Origin of the sequence: Pseudomonas sp. 2hn, assembly GCF_019646095.1 — a bacterium.
Lineage (GTDB): Bacteria > Pseudomonadota > Gammaproteobacteria > Pseudomonadales > Pseudomonadaceae > Aquipseudomonas > Aquipseudomonas peradeniyensis.
Genome location: NZ_CP081016.1, coordinates 5,719,926 through 5,740,388 on the forward strand (window position 1 = coordinate 5,719,926; position 20,463 = coordinate 5,740,388).

Below are 20,463 nucleotides of genomic sequence, written 5' to 3' on the forward strand. Positions count from 1 at the left end.
TGGCGATTGTTTAGGATGGCAGCCAGAAGGTCAATAGTTTGGCATAAACTTAATAGCCAGAAATTATAGACGTAAAATTGACGCAAATCAGCGTCAAAAACATATTTGAAACATTCCATCAGTCGCCGCCCTCGAACGCCGGCCAGGCATGGAAGCCAACTGAACAGGTAGCCCGGAGAGTCCAATGAGCACTGTTGTCGCCATCGTCAAAAGCATTGTTGGCCAAGTCATCGCAGTTTCCCCAGAAGGCATCCGGCGCGTACTGATCGAAGGCGATCGCCTGCTGGCGGGTGAACAGGTAGACACCGGCGCGGGCGGCGCGGTCACCCTGGAGCTGGCCGACGGCCGCGTGCTCGACCTGGGCCGCGACACACAGTGGAGCGCCGACGCGCCCGACAGCAGCACTGACCTGAGCCAGGCCACCGCGCAAGCCGCGCCCTCGGTCGAAGAGCTGCAACAGGCCATCGCCGCCGGTGTCGACCCGACCACCGAACTCGAAGCCACCGCAGCCGGCCCGGCCGCGGCAGGCGGCGGCTCGGTTGGCGGCGGGCACAGCTTCGTCCTGCTCGAGGAGACCGCCGGGGTAGTCGACCCGAGCATCGGCTTCCCCACCGGCCCGATAGGCTTCGCCAACGGCCTGGCGGTCGAGGAGCTGGGCGGGCTGGACGGCAACGCTGCCAGCACCAACACGACCAACGTCCCGCTCACGACAGGGCTGACCCTGAGCGCCACCCCCACGATCACCGAGGCGGGTGGCGTCATCGTCTATACCGCCACCGTTGGCCAGCCACCGCTGACCAACCTGACCGTGACCCTGTCCAACGGCGCCGTCATCGTGATCCCGGCCGGCCAGACCACCGGCACCGTCAACGTCGACATCCCGGCCAACGACACGCCCTACATCGATGGCGGCCAGATCTCCGCGACCATTACCGGCACGACTGGCGGTAACGGCCTGATCGTCACGCCAAGCACCACCCCGGCGGTGACCCAGGTCACCGACACCATCGACACCACCACCGCCACGCTCACCGCGACCCCGAGCGTGACCGAAGGTGGCGTGATCACCTACACCGTGACCTTGAACAACCCGGCCCAGACCCCGGTCACCGTCACCCTGTCCAATGGCCAGACCGTCACCATCGAGGCCGGCAAGTCATCCGGCAGCGTCGATTTCCAGACTCCGGCCAATGACGTCTACAACAACGGCAGCACCGTCAGCACCACGATCACGGGGGCAACGGGTGGCAACTTCGAGAAACTGGAGCCGAACCCGGCACCCGCTGAAACGAAGATCAACGACTCTGTCGACACCACCATCGCCACCCTGACCGCGACTCCGAGCGTGACCGAGGGCGGCGTGATCACCTACACCGTGACCCTGACCAACCCGGCCCAGACCCCGGTCACCGTCACCCTGTCCAATGGCCAGACCGTCACCATCGAAGCCGGCAAGTCGTCCGGCAGCGTCGACTTCCAGACCCCGGCCAATGACGTCTACAACAACGGCAGCACCGTCAGCACCACGATCACGGGGGCAACGGGTGGTAACTTCGAGAAACTGGAGCCGAACCCGACGCCAGCCGAGACGCTGATCAACGACTCGATCGACACCACCACCGCCACCCTGACCGCGACCCCGAGCGTCACCGAAGGCGGCGTGATCACCTACACCGTGACCCTGACCAACCCGGCCCAGACTCCGGTCACCGTCACCCTGTCCAACGGCCAGACCATCACCGTCAAGGCCGGCGAAAGCACCGGCAGCGTCGACTTCCAGACCCCGGCCAACGATGTGTTCGTCAATGGCAGCACGGTCAGCACCAGCATCACCGGAGCCACCGGCGGCAACTTCGAGAAGCTGGAGCCCGACACCACGCCGACCCAGACCGTGATCAGCGACAGCATCGACACGGTGACCGTCAGCATCGCCAGCAATGGCAATGTCACCGAGGCCGAACAGCCGACCTTCACCGTGTCGGTCAGCCAGAAGCTCGATCATGACCTGACCGTGACCCTGTCCAATGGCGCCACCGTGGTCATCAGCGCCGGCCAGACCCAGGCCACCTACAGCCTGCCGGCCCAGGGCGACGACGTGTTCAAGGACGCCAGCTCGGTGACCCTTGGCGTGACCGATGCCAGCGTGGCGGGCAAGACCTTCGAGAACCTGCAACTGGGTGGCGATGCCACTGTGCAGATCATCGACACCGTCAGTGAAGTGATCGCGACCCTCACCGCCGACAAAACCACCGTCACCGAAGGTGGCCAGATCACCTACACCGTGACCTTGACCAACGCCCAAGGCCTGTCGGTCACTGGCCACAATGGCCTGACCTTCACCTTGACCGACGGCACCAAGGTCACCATTCCAGCCGGCAGCGCCAGCGGCACCTTCACCATTACAGCTCCGGACGATGTGTTCGTCGGTGGCCAGCCGAGCATCGTCAACAAGATCGAGTCGGTTGCCGGTGGCGATAACTTCGAGAAGCTGACCCTCGGCGACAACACCGTCACCACGACCGTGACCGATGAACCGGGTACTGGTACTCCTGGTACCGACAACCAGGGCGACAAAGTCACCGTTACCATCGTCGGCAAAGGCGATGTCACCGAAGACCAACAGCCAGCCTTCACCGTCAAGGTCAGCCAGAAGCTGGACCATGACCTGACCGTGACCCTATCGAACGGCGACAAAGTCGTTATTCCGGCCGGTCAGACCGAAGCCGAGTACAAAGCGAAAGCTCAAGGCGATGACGTCTTCAAAGACGGCGATACCTTGACCGTCGGCATCACCGATGCCACCGTCGACGGCAAGGCCTTCGAAAATCTGGAGCTGGGTGGCAACGCCTCGGTGCAGATCACCGACACCGTCAGTGAAGTCGTCGCGACCCTCACCGCCGACAAGACCACGGTGTCCGAAGGTGGTCAGATCACCTACACCGTCACCCTGACCAACGCTCAGGGTCTGCCGGTGAATGGCCACAACGGCCTGACCTTCACCCTCACCGACGGCACCAAGGTCACCATCCCAGCCGGCAGCGCCAGCGGCACTTTCACCATCACCGCACCGGACGATGTGTTCGTGGGCGGCCAGCCGAGCATCGTCAACAAGATCGAATCGGTTGCCGGTGGCGATAACTTCGAGAAGCTGACCCTTGGCGACAACTCGGTCACCACAAACGTGACTGACGAGCCGGGTACCGGTACTCCAGGCACTGACAACCAGGGCGACAAGGTCACCGTCACCATCGTGGGCAAAGGCGATGTCACCGAAGACCAGCAGCCAGCCTTCACCGTCAAGGTCAGCCAGAAGCTGGACCACGACCTGACCGTGACCCTGTCCAACGGCGACAAGGTCGTCATTCCGGCCGGCCAGACCGAAGCCGAGTACAAGGCCAAGGCTCAAGGTGATGACGTCTTCAAGGACGGCGATACTCTGACCGTCGGCATCACCGATGCTGCCGTTGATGGCAAGTCCTTCGAGAATCTGGAACTGGGCGGCAACGCCTCGGTGCAGATCACCGACACCGTCAGTGAAGTCGTCGCGACCCTCACCGCCGACAAGACTACCGTCACCGAAGGTGGTCAGATCACCTACACCGTCACCCTGACCAACGCCCAAGGTCTGCCGGTGAATGGCCATAACGGCCTGACCTTCACCCTCACCGACGGCACCAAGGTCACCATTCCGGCCGGCAACGCCAGCGGCACCTTCACCATCACCGCCCCTGACGACGTATTCGTCGGCGGCCAGCCTTCGATCGTCAACAAGATCGAAGGCGTCACCGGCGCCGACAACTTCGAAAAACTGACCCTGGGTCAGGACGAAGTGAAGACCTCCGTCACTGATGAACCGGGCACCGGCACTCCGGGCACCGACAACCAAGGCGACAAGGTCACCGTTACCATCGTCGGCAAAGGCGATGTCACCGAAGACCAGCAACCCGCCTTCACCGTCAAGGTCAGCCAGAAGCTCGACCACGACCTGACTGTCACCCTTTCCAACGGTGACAAGGTGGTCATCCCAGCCGGTCAGACCGAAGCCGAGTACAAAGCCAAGGCTCAGGGCGACGACGTCTTCAAAGACGGCGACACCCTGACTGTCGGCATCACCGATGCTGCCGTTGACGGCAAGGCCTTCGAGAATCTGGAGCTGGGCGGCAACGCTTCTGTCCAGATCACCGACACCGTCAGTGAAGTCGTTGCGACCCTCACTGCCGACAAGACTACCGTCACCGAAGGCGGCCAGATCACCTACACCGTGACGCTGACCAACGCCCAAGGTCTGCCGGTCAACGGCCACAACGGCCTGACCTTCACCCTGACCGATGGCACCAAGGTCACCATTCCGGCCGGTAGCACCAGCGGTACCTTCACCATAACCGCTGCGGACGATGTATTCGTCGGTGGCCAGCCGAGCATCGTCAACAAGATCGAGTCGGTTGCCGGCGGCGACAACTTCGAGAAGCTGACCCTCGGCGACAACACGATCACCACAACCGTGACCGATGAGCCTGGTACCGGCACTCCAGGCACCGACAACCAGGGCGATAAGGTCACCGTCACCATCGTCGGCAAAGGCGATGTCACCGAAGACCAGCAGCCGGCCTTCACCGTCAAGGTCAGCCAGAAGCTCGACCATGACCTGACCGTGACCCTGTCGAACGGCGACAAAGTCGTCATTCCAGCCGGTCAGACCGAAGCCGAGTACAAAGCCAAAGCCCAAGGTGATGACGTCTTCAAAGACGGCGATACCTTGACCGTTGGCATCACCGACGCTGCCGTCGATGGCAAGGCCTTCGAGAATCTGGAGCTGGGTGGCAATGCCTCCGTCCAAATCACCGACACCGTCAGCGAGGTCGTTGCGACCCTGACTGCCGACAAGACCACCGTCACCGAAGGCGGCCAGATCACCTACACCGTGACGCTGACCAACGCCCAAGGCCTGCCGGTCAATGGCCATAATGGCCTGACCTTCACCCTGACCGATGGCACCAAGGTGACGATCCCCGCGGGCAGTGCCAGCGGCACCTTCACCATCACCGCGCCGGACGACGTATTCGTCGGCGGCCAGCCGAGCATCGTCAACAAAATCGAATCGGTTGCCGGTGGCGACAACTTCGAGAAGCTGACCCTCGGCGACAACACAGTCACCACGAGCGTGACCGACGAACCGGGCACTGGCACTCCAGGTACCGACAACCAGGGCGACAAGGTCACCGTCACCATCGTCGGCAAGGGCGATGTGACCGAAGACCAACAGCCGGCCTTCACCGTCAAGGTCAGCCAGAAACTGGACCATGACCTGACCGTCACCCTGTCCAATGGCGACAAGGTGGTGATCCCGGCCGGCCAGACCGAAGCCGAGTACAAGGCCAAGGCCCAGGGCGATGACGTCTTCAAGGACGGCGACACCCTGACCGTCGGCATCACCGATGCCGCCGTCGATGGCAAGGCCTTCGAAAACCTGGAACTGGGCGGCAACGCCTCCGTCCAGATCACCGACACCGTCAGCGAGGTCGTTGCGACCCTGACTGCGGATAAGACCACCGTCACCGAAGGCGGCCAGATCACCTACACCGTGACGCTGACCAATGCCCAAGGTCTGCCGGTCAACGGCCACAATGGCCTGACTTTCACCCTGACCGATGGCACCAAGGTCACCATTCCGGCCGGTAGCGCCAGCGGTACCTTTACCATTACTGCACCGGACGACGTGTTCGTTGGTGGTCAACCGACCATCACCAACAAATTGGAAAGCGTGACCGGTGCCGACAACTTCGAAAAACTGACCCTGGGTCAGGACGAAGTGAAGACCTCCGTCACTGACGAGCCGGGCACTGGCACTCCAGGTACCGACAACCAGGGCGACAAGGTCACCGTCACCATCGTCGGCAAGGGCGATGTCACCGAAGACCAGCAGCCGGCCTTCACCGTCAAGGTCAGCCAGAAACTGGACCATGACCTGACCGTCACCCTGTCCAATGGCGACAAGGTGGTGATCCCGGCCGGCCAGACCGAAGCCGAGTACAAGGCCAAGGCCCAGGGCGATGACGTCTTCAAGGACGGCGACACCCTGACCGTCGGTATCACCGATGCCGCCGTCGATGGCAAGGCCTTCGAGAATCTGGAGCTGGGCGGCAACGCCTCGGTGCAGATCACCGACACCATCAGCGAAGTCGTCGCAACCCTCACCGCCGACAAGACCACCGTCACCGAAGGCGGCCAGATCACCTACACCGTGACGCTGACCAATGCCCAGGGTCTGCCGGTCAACGGCCATAACGGCCTGACCTTCACCCTGACCGATGGCACCAAGGTCACCGTTCCAGCTGGCAGCGCCAGCGGTACCTTCACCATCACCGCCCCGAGCGACGTATTCGTCGGCGGCCAGCCCTCGATCGTGAACAAGCTTGAAGGTGTCAGCGGCGCGGACAACTTCGAGAAGCTGACCCTCGGCAAGGAAACACTCACCACCACCGTCACTGATGATCCGGATACCGGCAACAAGGTGTCCGTCACCATTGTCAGCAACGGCGATGTCACCGAAGACCTGCAACCGTCCTTTACCGTCAAGGTCAACCAGAAGCTGGAACAGGACCTGACCGTCACCTTGAGCAACGGCGCCAAGGTGGTGATTCCGGCTGGCCAGACCCAGATCGAGTACAAGGCGGATGCCCAGGGGGATGACGTCTTCAAGGATGGCAGCTCGCTGACCGTCGGCATCACTGATGCAGTCGTTGATGGCAAGACCTTCGAGAATCTGGAACTGGGCGGCAACGCCACCGTGCAGATCACCGACACCGTCAGTGAAGTCGTCGCGACCCTGACCGCTGACAAGACCACCGTCACCGAAGGCGGTCAGATCACTTACACCGTGACCCTGACCAACGCCCAGGGTCTGCCGGTCAACGGCCACAACGGCCTGACCTTCACCCTCACCGACGGCACCAAGGTCACCATCCCGGCCGGCAGCGCCAGCGGCACTTTCACCATCACCGCACCGGACGATGTGTTCGTGGGCGGCCAGCCGAGCATCGTCAACAAGATCGAATCGGTTGCCGGTGGCGATAACTTCGAGAAGCTGACCCTTGGCGACAACTCGGTCACCACAAACGTGACTGACGAGCCGGGTACCGGTACTCCAGGCACTGACAACCAGGGCGACAAGGTCACCGTCACCATCGTGGGCAAAGGCGATGTCACCGAAGACCAGCAGCCAGCCTTCACCGTCAAGGTCAGCCAGAAGCTGGACCACGACCTGACCGTGACCCTGTCCAACGGCGACAAGGTCGTCATTCCGGCCGGCCAGACCGAAGCCGAGTACAAGGCCAAGGCTCAGGGCGATGACGTCTTCAAGGACGGCGATACCTTGACCGTTGGCATCACCGATGCCGCCGTCGATGGCAAGGCCTTCGAAAACCTGGAACTGGGCGGCAACGCCTCCGTCCAGATCACCGACACCGTCAGCGAGGTCGTTGCGACCCTGACTGCGGATAAGACCACCGTCACCGAAGGCGGCCAGATCACCTACACCGTGACGCTGACCAATGCCCAAGGTCTGCCGGTCAATGGCCACAATGGCCTGACCTTCACCCTCACCGACGGCACCAAGGTCACCATTCCAGCCGGCAGCGCCAGCGGCACCTTCACCATCACCGCCCCTGACGACGTATTCGTCGGTGGCCAGCCGAGCATCGTCAACAAGATCGAATCGGTTGCCGGTGGCGATAACTTCGAGAAGCTGACCCTCGGCGACAACACCGTCACCACGACCGTGACTGATGAACCTGGCACTGGTACTCCTGGTACCGACAACCAGGGCGACAAGGTCACCGTTACTATCGTTGGCAAAGGCGATGTCACCGAAGACCAGCAGCCAGCCTTCACCGTCAAGGTCAGCCAGAAGCTGGACCATGACCTGACCGTGACTCTGTCGAATGGCGACAAGGTCGTGATCCCTGCTGGTCAGACCGAAGCCGAGTACAAGGCCAAGGCTCAAGGCGACGACGTCTTCAAGGACGGCGATACCCTGACCGTCGGCATCACCGATGCTGCCGTTGACGGCAAGGCCTTCGAGAATCTGGAACTGGGCGGCAACGCCTCGGTGCAGATCACCGACACTGTCAGCGAAGTGGTCGCCACCCTGACCGCCGACAAGACCACCGTCACCGAAGGCGGCCAGATCACCTACACCGTGACGCTGACCAATGCCCAAGGTCTGCCGGTCAACGGCCATAACGGCCTGACCTTCACCCTGACCGACGGCACCAAGGTCGCCATTCCAGCGGGCAGCGCCAGCGGTACCTTCACCATTACGGCTCCTGACGACGTGTTCGTTGGTGGTCAACCGACCATCACCAACAAGCTGGAAGGCGTGACCGGTGCCGACAACTTCGAAAAACTGACCCTGGGTCAGGACGAAGTGAAGACCTCCGTCACTGACGAACCGGGCACTGGTACTCCTGGCACCGACAACCAGGGCGACAAGGTCACCGTCACCATCGTCGGCAAAGGCGATGTCACCGAAGACCAGCAGCCGGCCTTCACCGTCAAGGTCAGCCAGAAGCTGGACCACGACCTGACCGTGACCCTGTCGAACGGCGACAAAGTCGTCATTCCGGCCGGTCAGACTGAAGCCGAGTACAAAGCAAAGGCCCAAGGTGATGACGTCTTCAAAGACGGTGACACCCTGACCGTCGGCATCACCGATGCTGCCGTTGATGGCAAAGCCTTCGAGAACCTGGAGCTGGGTGGCAACGCCTCGGTGCAGATCACCGACACTGTCAGCGAAGTGGTCGCCACCCTGACCGCCGACAAGACCACCGTCACCGAAGGCGGCCAGATCACCTATACCGTGACCCTGACCAACGCCCAAGGTCTGCCGGTCAACGGCCATAACGGCCTGACCTTCACCCTGACCGACGGCACCAAGGTCACCATTCCAGCCGGTAGCGCCAGCGGCACCTTCACCATCACCGCTCCGGACGACGTGTTCGTTGGTGGTCAACCGACCATCACCAACAAGCTGGAAGGTGTCACCGGTGCTGACAACTTCGAAAAACTGACCCTGGGTCAGGACGAAGTGAAGACCTCCGTCACTGACGAACCGGGCACCGGCACTCCGGGTACCGATAACCAGGGCGACAAGGTCACCGTCACCATCGTCGGCAAGGGCGATGTCACCGAAGACCAGCAGCCGGCCTTCACCGTCAAGGTCAGCCAGAAGCTGGACCACGACCTGACCGTGACCCTGTCGAATGGCGACAAAGTCGTCATTCCAGCCGGTCAAACCGAGGCCGAGTACAAGGCGAAAGCCCAAGGCGACGACGTCTTCAAGGACGGCGATACCCTGACCGTCGGCATCACCGATGCCGCTGTCGATGGCAAGGCCTTCGAAAATCTTGAACTGGGCGGCAATGCCTCGGTGCAGATCACCGACACTGTCAGCGAAGTGGTCGCCACCCTCACCGCCGACAAGACCACCGTCACCGAAGGCGGCCAGATCACCTACACCGTGACCCTGACCAACGCCCAAGGCCTGTCGGTCACTGGCCACAATGGCCTGACCTTCACCTTGACCGACGGCACCAAGGTCACCATTCCAGCCGGCAGCGCCAGCGGCACCTTCACCATCACCGCCCCTGACGATGTATTCGTCGGCGGCCAGCCTTCGATCGTCAACAAGATCGAGGGTGTCAGCGGTGCAGACAACTTCGAGAAGCTCACGCTGGGTGACAACACCGTCACCACGAGTGTGACTGATGAGCCAGGCACTGGCACGCCAGGCACCGACAACCAGGGCGACAAGGTCTCGGTCACCATCGTCGGCAACGGCAATGTCACCGAAGACCAGCAGCCGTCGTTCACCGTCAAGGTCAGCCAGAAGCTCGGCCAGGACCTGACCGTCACCCTGAGCAATGGCGACAAGGTGGTGATCCCGGCCGGCCAGACCCAGGTCGAGTACAAAGCCGCAGCCCAGGGCGACGACGTGTTCAAGGATGGCAGCTCGCTGACCGTGGGCATCACCGATGCCGCTGTCACCGGCAAGGCCTTCGAGAACCTCGAGCTGGGTGGCAACGCCACCGTGCAGATCACCGATACCATCAGTGAAGTGGTCGCCACCCTGTCCGCCGACAAGACCACCGTGTCCGAAGGCGGCCAGATCACCTACACCGTGACCCTGACCAACACCCAGGGCCTGTCGGTCACCGGCCACAACGGCCTGACCTTTACCCTCAGCGACGGCACCAAGGTCACCATCCCGGCCGGCAGCGCCAGCGGTAACGCCAGCATCACGGCGCCTGACGACGTCTTCGTCGGCGGCCAGGCTACCATCAGCAACAAGATCACCGGCGTCACCGGTGCCGACAACTTCGAGAAACTGACCCTGGGTCAGAACGAAGTGCAGACTTCCGTGACCGACGAGCCGGGCACCGGAACTCCAGGCACCGACAACCAGGGCGACAAGGTGTCCGTCACCATCGTCGGCAACGGCAACGTCACCGAAGACCAGCAGCCGTCGTTCACCGTCAAGGTCAGCCAGAAGCTTGGCTACGACCTGACCGTCACCCTGTCCAACGGCGACAAGGTGGTGATCCCGGCCGGTCAGACCCAGGCCGAGTACAAGGCCGCCGCACAGGGCGACGACGTGTTCAAGGACGGCAGCTCGCTGACCGTCGGTATCACCGATGCCACGGTTCCGGGCCATACCTTCGAGAACCTCGAGCTGGGTGGCAACGCCACCGTGCAAATCACCGACACCATCAGTGAAGTCGTGGCCACCTTGTCCGCCGACAAGACCACCGTTTCCGAGGGCGGCCAGATCACCTACACCGTGACCCTGACCAACGCCCAGGGCCTGTCGGTCACCGGCCACAACGGCCTGACCTTCACCCTGACCGATGGCACCAAGGTCACCATCCCGGCCGGTAGCGCCAGCGGTACCTTCACCATCACCGCTGCGGACGACGTGTTCGTCGGCGGACAGCCGACCATCAGCAACAAGATCACCGGTGTCACCGGTGCCGACAACTTCGAGAAACTGACCCTGGGTCAGAACGAAGTGAAGACTACCGTCACTGACGAGCCAGGATCAGGCACACCGGGCACCGGCAACCAGGGCGACAAGGTCTCGGTCACCATCGTCGGCAACGGCAACGTTACCGAAGACCAACAGCCGTCGTTCACCGTCAAGGTCAGCCAGAAGCTCGACCAGGACCTGACCGTGACCCTGAGCAATGGCGCCAAGGTGATCATTCCCGCTGGCCAGACCCAGGTCGAGTACAAGGCCGCCGCCCAAGGCGATGACGTGTTCAAGGATGGCAGCTCGCTGACCGTCGGCATCACCGATGCCGCTGTCACCGGCAAGACCTTCGAGAACCTCGAGCTGGGCGGTTACGCCACCGTGCAGATCACCGATACCATCAGTGAAGTGGTCGCCACCTTGTCCGCCGACAAGACCACCGTCACCGAAGGTGGCCAGGTCACCTACACCGTGACCCTGACCAACGCCCAGGGCCTGTCGGTCACCGGTCATAACGGCCTGACCTTCACCCTGTCCGACGGCACCAAGGTCACCATCCCGGCCGGCAGCGCCACTGGTACCGCCACCATCAACGCGCCGGACGATGTGTTCGTCGGCGGCCAGGCCACCATCAGCAACAAGATCACCGGCGTCACCGGTGCCGACAACTTCGAGAAACTGACCCTGGGTCAGAACGAAGTGAAGACCTCGGTCACCGACGAACCGGGCTCGGGCACTCCAGGCACCGACAACCAGGGCGACAAGGTCTCGGTCACCATCGTCGGCAATGGCGATGTCAACGAAGCCCAGCAGCCGTCGTTCACCGTCAAGGTCAGCCAGAAGCTCGACCAGGACCTGACCGTGACCCTGAGCAATGGCGCCAAGGTAATCATCCCGGCTGGCCAGACCCAGGTCGAGTACAAGGCGCCGGTCCAGGGCGACGACGTGTTCAAGGATGGCGGCCCGCTCACCGTCGGCATCACCGATGCCAGCGTGGTCGGCAAGACCTTCGAGAACCTCGAGCTCGGCGGTTCGGCCACCGTGCAGATCACCGACACCATCAGCGAAGTCGTCGCGACCCTGTCCGCCGACAAGACCACGGTTGCCGAGGGTGGCCAGTTCACCTACACCGTGACCCTGACCAACGCCCAGGGCCTGTCGGTCACCGGCCACAACGGCCTGACCTTCACCCTGTCCGACGGCACCAAGGTCACCATCCCGGCGGGCAGCGCCAGCGGCACCGTGACCATCACCGCCAAGGACGACGTATTCGTCGGCGGCCAGCCGAGCATCGTCAACAAGATCGAGTCCGTCACCGGTGGCGGCAACTTCGAGAAGCTGACGCTCGGCAGCAATACCCTGACCACCACGGTGACCGATGAACCGGGCTCGGGCACTCCAGGCACCGGCAACCAGGGCGACAAGGTCTCGGTCACCATCGTCGGCAATGGCGATGTCAACGAAGCCCAGCAGCCATCGTTCACCGTCAAGGTCAGCCAGAAGCTCGACCAGGACCTGACCGTCACCCTTAGCAATGGCGCCAAGGTAGTCATTCCGGCCGGCCAGACCCAGGTCGAGTACAAGGCCGCCGCCCAAGGCGACGACGTGTTCAAGGACGGCAGCTCGCTGACCGTAGGTGTCACCGACGCCACAGTCACCGGCAAGACCTTCGAGAACCTCGAACTCGGCGGCAACGCCACCGTGCAGATCACCGACACCATCAGCGAAGTCGTGGCCACCTTGTCTGCCGACAAGACCACCGTTGCCGAGGGCGGCCAGATCACCTACACCGTAACCCTGACCAACGCCCAGGGCCTGTCGGTCACCGGCCACAACGGCCTGACCTTCACCCTGACCGACGGCACCAAGGTCAGCATCCCGGCCGGCAGCGCCAGCGGCACCTTCACCATCACCGCTGCGGACGACGTGTTCGTCGGTGGCCAGCCGACCATCAGCAACAAGATCACCAGCGTCACTGGCGGCGACAACTTCGAAAAACTGACCCTGGGCCAGAACGAAGTGAAGACTACCGTCACTGACGAGCCAGGATCGGGCATCCCGGGCACCGGCAACCAGGGCGACAAGGTCTCGGTCACCATCGTCGGCAACGGCAACGTTACCGAAGACCAGCAGCCATCGTTCAGCGTCAAGGTCAGCCAGAAGCTCGACCAGGACCTGACCGTGACCCTGAGCAACGGTGCCAAGGTAATCATTCCGGCTGGCCAGACCCAGGTCGAGTACAAGGCCTCCGCCCAAGGCGACGACGTGTTCAAGGATGGCAGCTCGCTGACCGTCGGCATCACCGATGCCGCTGTCACCGGCAAGACCTTCGAGAACCTCGAGCTGGGCGGCAACGCCACCGTGCAGATCACCGACACCATCAGTGAAGTCGTGGCCACCCTTTCCGCCGACAAGACCACCGTCAGCGAAGGCGGCCAGATCACCTACACCGTGACCCTGACCAACGCCCAGGGCCTGTCGGTCACTGGCCACAACGGCCTGACCTTCACCCTGACCGATGGCACCAAGGTCAGCATTCCGGCCGGCAGCGCCAGCGGCACCTTCACCATCACCGCCAAGGACGACCCGTACGTCGGTGGCCAGCCGAACATCGTCAACAAGATCGAATCGGTCGCCGGTGGCGACAACTTCGAGAAGCTGACCCTGGGCAGCAACACCGTCACCACCAGCGTCACCGACGAGCCGAGCGGCCAGGGCGACCTGACCACCGTCGGCATCAGCGGCGACACCTCGGTGACCGAAGGCGATACCGCCCACTACAACCTGACCCTGAGCAACCCGTCGAAGTCCGAGGTGACCATCACCCTGACCTACAGCGGCACCGCCACCGACGGCCAGGACTTCACCGGTGTGGTCACCGTGAAGATCCCGGCGGGCAGCAGCGGCACCACCTTCGACATCAAGACCATCGACGACAAGCTGGTCGAGGGTTCGGAGAACTTCACGGTCAAGATCACCGGCGCCACCGGCGGCGGCTTCGAGAACCTGCAGGTCGACGCCGGCAAGTCCAGCGTCACCACCACCATCATCGACAACGACCACGCGCCGGTGTCGACCGGTGGCGCCGTGACCGGCAGCGAAGACACCGACTACGTGTTCAAGTGGGGCGACTTCAACGTCAGCGACGCCGATGGCAACACCGGCCTGTCGGTGACCATCAGCAAGCTGCCGGACCTGGGCAACCTGAAGTTCTTCAACGGCACCTCGTGGGTCGATGTGTCGCTGAACCAGAACATCAGCCAGGCCGACATCGCCGCCGGCAAGCTCAAGTTCGTGCCACTCGCCAACCAGTCGGGCGTCGACGGCTATGGCGGCAGCGGCGTGGGCAACAAGCAGGCCGACTACGCGCAGATCAAGTACAAGCCCAACGACGGCACCAACGCCGGTAGCGAAGTGACCATGAAGGTCGATATCGCGCCTGTGGCCGACAAGCCTGACCTGAACATCGGCAACAACAACGTCAACTCCATCGGCCTGCTCAAGGAAACCTGGAACAGCCTCACGGGCCTGGGCAACGGCGGCAACGGCATCACCGGCGATGCGCTGAAGAACGTCTTCGCCAACTCCGGCAATGCCAGCAAGAGCGAGACCGTCACCGGCGTCGACACGGTCGCCACCGTGTCGCCTGGCACAGGCTCGAAGACCTCCGGCCTGATCTACCTGGAAGCCGGCAAGACCTATGCGTTCAGCGGCACCGCCGACGACAGCCTGCAGATCGTCGTCGGTGGCAAGAACGTCGCCAGCGGCACCTGGGGCTCGGGCAGCGGCGCCATCTCCGGCAGCTTCACCCCGACCACCAGCGGCTACTACACCCTGGAGATCTACAACGCCAACCAGGCTGGCCCCGGCAGCCTGGACGTCAACATCAAGGTGGGCAATGGCGCAGTCACCGACCTCAACAGCTCGAACATCCCGATGTACCCGAGCGTCAAGGACCTGACCAACGCCGGCGTGACCGTCGGCGACCTGCACGGCAGCAACAACCAGGGCTACTACGACGGCTACAAGCTCAACGAAGGCAGCGAGAACGGCGCCCCGGTCAAGCTGGTGGGCATCAGCACCAACCTGACCGACACTGATGGCTCCGAGTCCCTGAGCGTCAAGCTCAGCGGCATCCCGGCAGGCTCGGTGCTGGCCGACAACGCCGGCCACACCATCACCGTCGGCAAGGACGCGGTGGACGTCACCGGCTGGAACCTGGGCGGCCTGACCATCAAGCCACCGGCCTACTACGCCGGCCAGTTCGACGTGAAGGTCAGCTCGACCTCCACCGAGAGCGTCGGCGGCAGCACCGCGACCAGCGAAGGCACCATCAAGGTCACGGTCTACCCGCAGTCCTACACCACCAGCAACCTGTCCTCGGACAGCGACAACATCACCGGCACCGACGGCAACGATGTGGTGGTGGCTGACGTCACCGGCCTGCACGTGGTACCGGGCCAGGACTACAACCTCGCCTTCATCGTCGACACCTCGGGCAGCATGGGCTCGTCCGGCGTGGATGCGGCGAAGAAGTCCCTGGAGTCGGTGTTCAAGACCCTGGCCGCCAGCGTCAAGGGTGACCAGTCGGGTACCGTGAATATCCTGCTGGTGGACTTCGCCACCCAGGTCAAGAGCAGCGTTGCGGTGACCCTGAACGATGCAGGCCTGCAAACCTTGCTCAACGCCCTGAACAACCTGCGGGCAGACGGCGGCACCAACTACGAGGACGCCTTCAAGACCACCGCCAACTGGTTCCAGAACCTCAAGAATGGTGGCAATACCGGCAGCAACCAGACGTTCTTCATCACCGATGGCAAGCCGACCTACTACCAGAGCGGCGAGCAGGGCAACCCGACCCTGGGCAACACCAGCATCACCCTGGACAGCTACTTGACTTCGATCAACTGGAAGCCTGGCACTACGGTCGGCAAGTATCTGGACAATACCAACTATCTATCCATCGACAGCAACGGTTCGTTGAGCGTGCAGACCTACAACAGCTGGAGCGGTCGCTGGAACGTGACGACCTCCGGCGATGTCCGCGCCGAAGGTAACGGTGGCTACGAACTCTCTTCGCGTAATGGTTACGGCAGCTACACCGACAACGCGACCGTGAATAACTCGCAGGACAGCTTCAAGCTGCTCTCCGGCCTGTCCGAAGTCGAGGCCATCGGCCTCAACAACGGCGTCAACACCAACGACCTGAAGCCGTACGACACCGACGGCAAGCCACAGACCAACATCGACCCGAGCAAGCTGGCCGAGGCCATCCTCGGCCATACCGAAGTCACCCAGCCGGGCAACGACACGGTCAACGGCGGCGACGGCAACGACATCATCTTCGGCGACCTGATGGTCTTCGACGGTGTTGCCGGCACCGGTGTCGAGGCGATCCGCGGCTATGTCGCCGACAAGCTGGGCGTCGACGCGGGCAGCGTGGACGCACGGGCGATGCACAAGTACATCACCGAGAACTACGCCGAGTTCGATGTCTCGCGCAGCAACGACGGCGCCGATACCCTGCTGGGCGGCAACGGCAACGACATCATCTTCGGCCAGGGTGGCAACGACTACATCGACGGCGGCAAGGGCAACGACATCCTGCTCGGTGGCACCGGCAACGACACCTTGCTCGGCGGCGAAGGCAACGACATCCTGTTCGGCGGTGCCGGCAATGACATCCTCATCGGCGGCAAGGGTGACGACATCATGACCGGTGGCAGCGGCGCCGACACCTTCGTGTGGAAGGCCGGCGACCTGGGCAAGGACGTGATCAAGGACTTCAAGGCCAGCGAGGGTGACCGCCTCGACCTGAGCGACCTGCTCCAGGGCGAGAAGGCCAGCACCATCGACAACTTCCTGAAGATCACCACGGTCAATGGCGAGTCGACCCTGCAGGTCAGTACCGAAGGCAAGCTCAACGCCGCCGGTGGCCTGGCCAACGCCGACGTAACCATCAAGCTCGAGGGCGTGAACTGGTCCAACACCACGATCAACTCGTTGATCAGCGGTGCCGACCCGACCATCAAGATCGACAACTCCAACAGCTGATCTCTCACCCCCGACCTCGGCCCGCAAGGGCCGGCGTCGGGGGCGCGGGCTTTTCCAGCCATCCCTTCACGCGCATACTCGTGCACCGGGCTTACATGCCCGGTGAACTTTGCCTATGCTGCTGACTACCAAAAAGGATTCATCGTGACGAGGGACGCCGCCATGTTCTACGTGCAACGCGACGCTGACGGCCGTTTGCTGCGGGTGGAAGCCGCCGAATTCGGTGGTTTCAACGACATGGTCCCGGCAGACAATGCCGAGATCCAGGAATGGTTCGCCGACAACGTTGTCGAGAACAGCCTCAAGCAGCTCAAGCAGAGCGACCTGGACATGATCCGGGTGCTGGAGGACCTGATCGAGGTACTGACCGCCAAGGGGGTGTTCAGTATCACCGACCTGCCGCCCGGCGCCCAGGCCAAGCTGCTCAGTCGTGCCAGCGCACGTGAGGCGCTAGGCGGCCTGAACAACTTGATCGAGGACGATGAGAACGGCGGGTTGATCTGATCACCCAGCCCTTCGGGCTACGCTGTCTCGCAGGTAACAGAGTTCCAGCGTGGGAGCGGGCTTGTCGGAACGCCGCACCGCCCGGATCACCGGCGTAGCCGGTGCCAAACGTCGCATCGCGGGGCAAGCCCGCTCCCACGCTGCCTCAGTCAAGTGTTTTGTTCCATGAGAGCGGGTTTATCCGTTCCCACAGGCTTTAACCTAACGCCAGGGTGCCGGCCCACCTACCAGTTGCCCTTGAATTCCCTGCACGCCCATCTCCCGTAGTACCTTCAGCTCCCCTTCGGTCTCCACCCGCTCGGCGATCAGCGGCAGGTCGATGCTGTGCGCCGCCCGCTGGATGGCCTCGATGAACAGGCGCTTGTGCCGCTCCTGGTCGATGTTGCGGATATAACCACCGTCGATCTTCAGGTAGGCCAGGCCCAGGTGGGCGAGGTTGCCGATCATGCTGAAGCGCCCGCCGAAGCGCTGCAGCGCCAGGCTGAAGCCCAGGGCGCGCAGGCGTCGGGTCAGCTGCTCCAGCACCGATTGTTCGGGCAGTTGCTCCTCGCCGATCTCGAAGGTCAGCCGCCGTCCCAGCGCCCCATGCTGCCCCAGCAGCTCGTAGACCCGCTGCAGCGCCTTGGGATCGGCCAGGGTCGCGGCCGACAGGTTCAGCGCCAGCGCCTCGCCATGCCCCTGCAAGTGCTTGAGCACTTTTTCCAGCACCAGCAGGTCCAGCCGCGCCATCCAGCCGAAGCGCTCCAGCCACGGCAGGAAGCGGCCTGCGGCCAGGGCTTCGCCCTGCTCGTCGTGCAGGCGCGAGATGACCTTGTAGTGCAGCACCCGCTCTGGCGCCCTGGCGTCCACGACGGGCTGGAAGAACAGCTCGAACTGTCCCTTGTCCAACGCCTGGTCCAGGCGTGTGTGCCAGGCGTGGTGGCTGTCGGCGGCCTGGCCTGCGGCGCCCTGCTCCAGGCACACCCAGCCCGGCGCGGGCTGGCTCTCGGCACGAGCCAGGGCCTCGTCGGCGAGCTTGAGCAGCGCTTGCGGGGCATCCCCGGGGCTGTAGGGCGCCAGGCCGATGCAGGCTACCGGGTCGACATCGCTGGCGCCGGTCTCGTGCAGGCTCTGCAAGGTGGTCTCCAGGGCCTGGGCCAGCTGGATCGCTTCGTCATGCACCATCCCCGGCGCCAGCACCGCGAACTCGCCGCCACGGCTGCGGGTGATCAGGTCGTTGGTCTCGGGGAAGTTCGCGCAGGTGCGGCGCAACTGCTCGCCCACCGCCTGCAGCAGCTGGTCGGTGCGCTGGCCACCCAGGCGCGCGTTCAGGCCCGCCAGGTCCTGGACCCGCAGCAACAGCAGGTAGCCAGCACGGGCCTCCTCCAGATTGCTGACCCGGGCGTTGAGCTGCATTTCGAAGTAACGACGGTTGGCCAACCCGGTAAGGCTGTCCTGGTACGACTCGGCACGCAGCTTCTCGCTGCGCTCGGCCTGCTCGGTGAACAGCGCCTTGAGTTTCTCGACCATCTGGTTCATCGCCTGCACCACCCGACGCAGCTCGGGCGTGCGCGGCAATTCCGGCAGGCTGAGGAATTCACGGCGGGCAATGGCGTGGGACTGCGCCACCATGTAGTCGAGCGGGCGCAGTTGGCGACGCAACAGCAGCGCCCCGAGCACCGCGCTTGCCGCGCCGCACAGCAGCAGCCAGCCCAGGCTGCCCAGGGCGCTCTGCCAGAGCTTGGCCAGGGCGAACATCGGATGGCTGATCACCTCGACCCGCGCCGCCTGCTGCCAGCCGCGGCTGACGATGGCGTCGCCACCGGCCGGGTCCAGGCCGATCAGCTGGATGAACCAACCCGGCACGCCACCCGCGTCGGGTTCGGCATGGCGCTCGACCAGCACGGCATTGGAGTCCAGGTCGATGACCTTGATGCTCGAATAGTAGCCACTGTCGAAGATCGAACTGACCATCAGCTCGACCATCGCCGGGTCGTCGATGTTCGGTGTCAGCGACAGCGCCAGCGCGGTCGCCGCATCCTGGGCATGGGAGCGCAGCTGGTTGACGTACTGGCTGCGCGAGCTCTCCAGGCTGACCATGAAGCTGCCACTGAAGGCGACCACCAGGAACAGGCAAATGGCTAGCAGCAATTGTTTGAACAGTGACATCTGTGCTCCTTCAGTAAACCGGTTCGGCCGGGAACCCTTCGGCCTGCATTTTCTTCAGCAAGTCCTGCCACCGCGACAGGCGCTTGGTGTCGCCGACCTTCTTGTTGCCGCCAGCGCCGGTCAGCCACAGGCCTTCACCATTGAAGGCATACACCGGCAGCAGGTCGGTGCGCTGGCTGGCCGGCTTGATCGCGTCCATCAGGCTGTCGAGCACCAGAGGCTGGGCCTGTGGGCTTGAATAATAGGTCAGGACCATGTGCGCACGGTTCTGGCGCAAGGCCTTGACGTAGGTGATGCGCAGCTTTTCCGCCGGGATGCCCATGCGCCGCAGGCTGAAGTACTTGGCGATGGCATAGTCCTCGCAGTCGCCCGCACCCTTGATCAGCGACTGCACCGGCGTGGCCCAGTAGTCGACCTCGTGCCACAGGTCGATGTCCTCGACGTAGCGCAACTGCTTGTTGAAGAACAGGTTGACCACCTGCAACTGCTCCAGCTCGCTGCCCTGCTTCTGCGCCGCCAGCAGGTTCTGCCAGGCATCGATGCGCCCCTGCCCCGGCCCCAGCGGGCCATACAATGCCTGCGCACGGCGGCTGATCTGCGAGAAGTCCCAATCCGCCTGGGTAGCGCCCAGCCACAGGCAGCCGAGCAGCACGGCGAGGCCGAGCCGGCGTACGGTTGCATTGCGAGGCCAAGGTATCGCCACTACGGACACCCGTTCAGATCAGTCGAAA

At 63.3% G+C, this 20,463-nt stretch carries 4 protein-coding genes; 2 read left to right on the forward strand and 2 right to left on the reverse strand.

The window, feature by feature from the left end:
* The first annotated feature begins 184 nt into the window (after positions 1-184).
* Together K2O50_RS25790 and K2O50_RS25795 are read left to right on the forward strand one after the other, a co-directional pair.
* Positions 185-17,080, forward strand: coding sequence for an immunoglobulin-like domain-containing protein (locus K2O50_RS25790; protein WP_220689956.1), 16,896 nt, complete (start codon positions 185-187; stop codon positions 17,078-17,080).
* Positions 17,081-17,242: 162 nt separating this feature from the next.
* Positions 17,243-17,584: a hypothetical protein gene (locus K2O50_RS25795; protein WP_050707494.1), complete on the forward strand. Its 342-nt coding sequence runs from the start codon at positions 17,243-17,245 to the stop codon at positions 17,582-17,584.
* Between the two features lie 201 nt (positions 17,585-17,785).
* Here the strand turns inward: K2O50_RS25795 and lapD are convergent, their stop codons facing one another.
* Both lapD and lapG read right to left on the reverse strand, forming a co-directional pair.
* Positions 17,786-19,732 carry a cyclic di-GMP receptor LapD gene (lapD, locus tag K2O50_RS25800; RefSeq protein WP_050707495.1) on the reverse strand — a complete coding sequence of 649 codons (1,947 nt, stop codon included), beginning with the start codon at positions 19,730-19,732 and terminating at the stop codon, positions 17,786-17,788.
* Between the two features lie 10 nt (positions 19,733-19,742).
* Positions 19,743-20,444, reverse strand: a complete 702-nt coding sequence (lapG, locus tag K2O50_RS25805; RefSeq protein WP_256206043.1) for a cysteine protease LapG — start codon at positions 20,442-20,444, stop codon at positions 19,743-19,745.
* Positions 20,445-20,463: the final 19 nt, after the last annotated feature.

Excerpts from the sequence above, each read along its gene's own strand:
- K2O50_RS25790 (WP_220689956.1), top strand. The coding sequence starts at position 185 with ATGAGCACTGTTGTCGCCATCGTCAAAAGCATTGTTGGCCAAGTCATC.
- K2O50_RS25795 (WP_050707494.1), top strand. The coding sequence starts at position 17,243 with ATGTTCTACGTGCAACGCGACGCTGACGGCCGTTTGCTGCGGGTGGAA.
- lapD (WP_050707495.1), bottom strand. The coding sequence starts at position 19,732 with ATGTCACTGTTCAAACAATTGCTGCTAGCCATTTGCCTGTTCCTGGTG.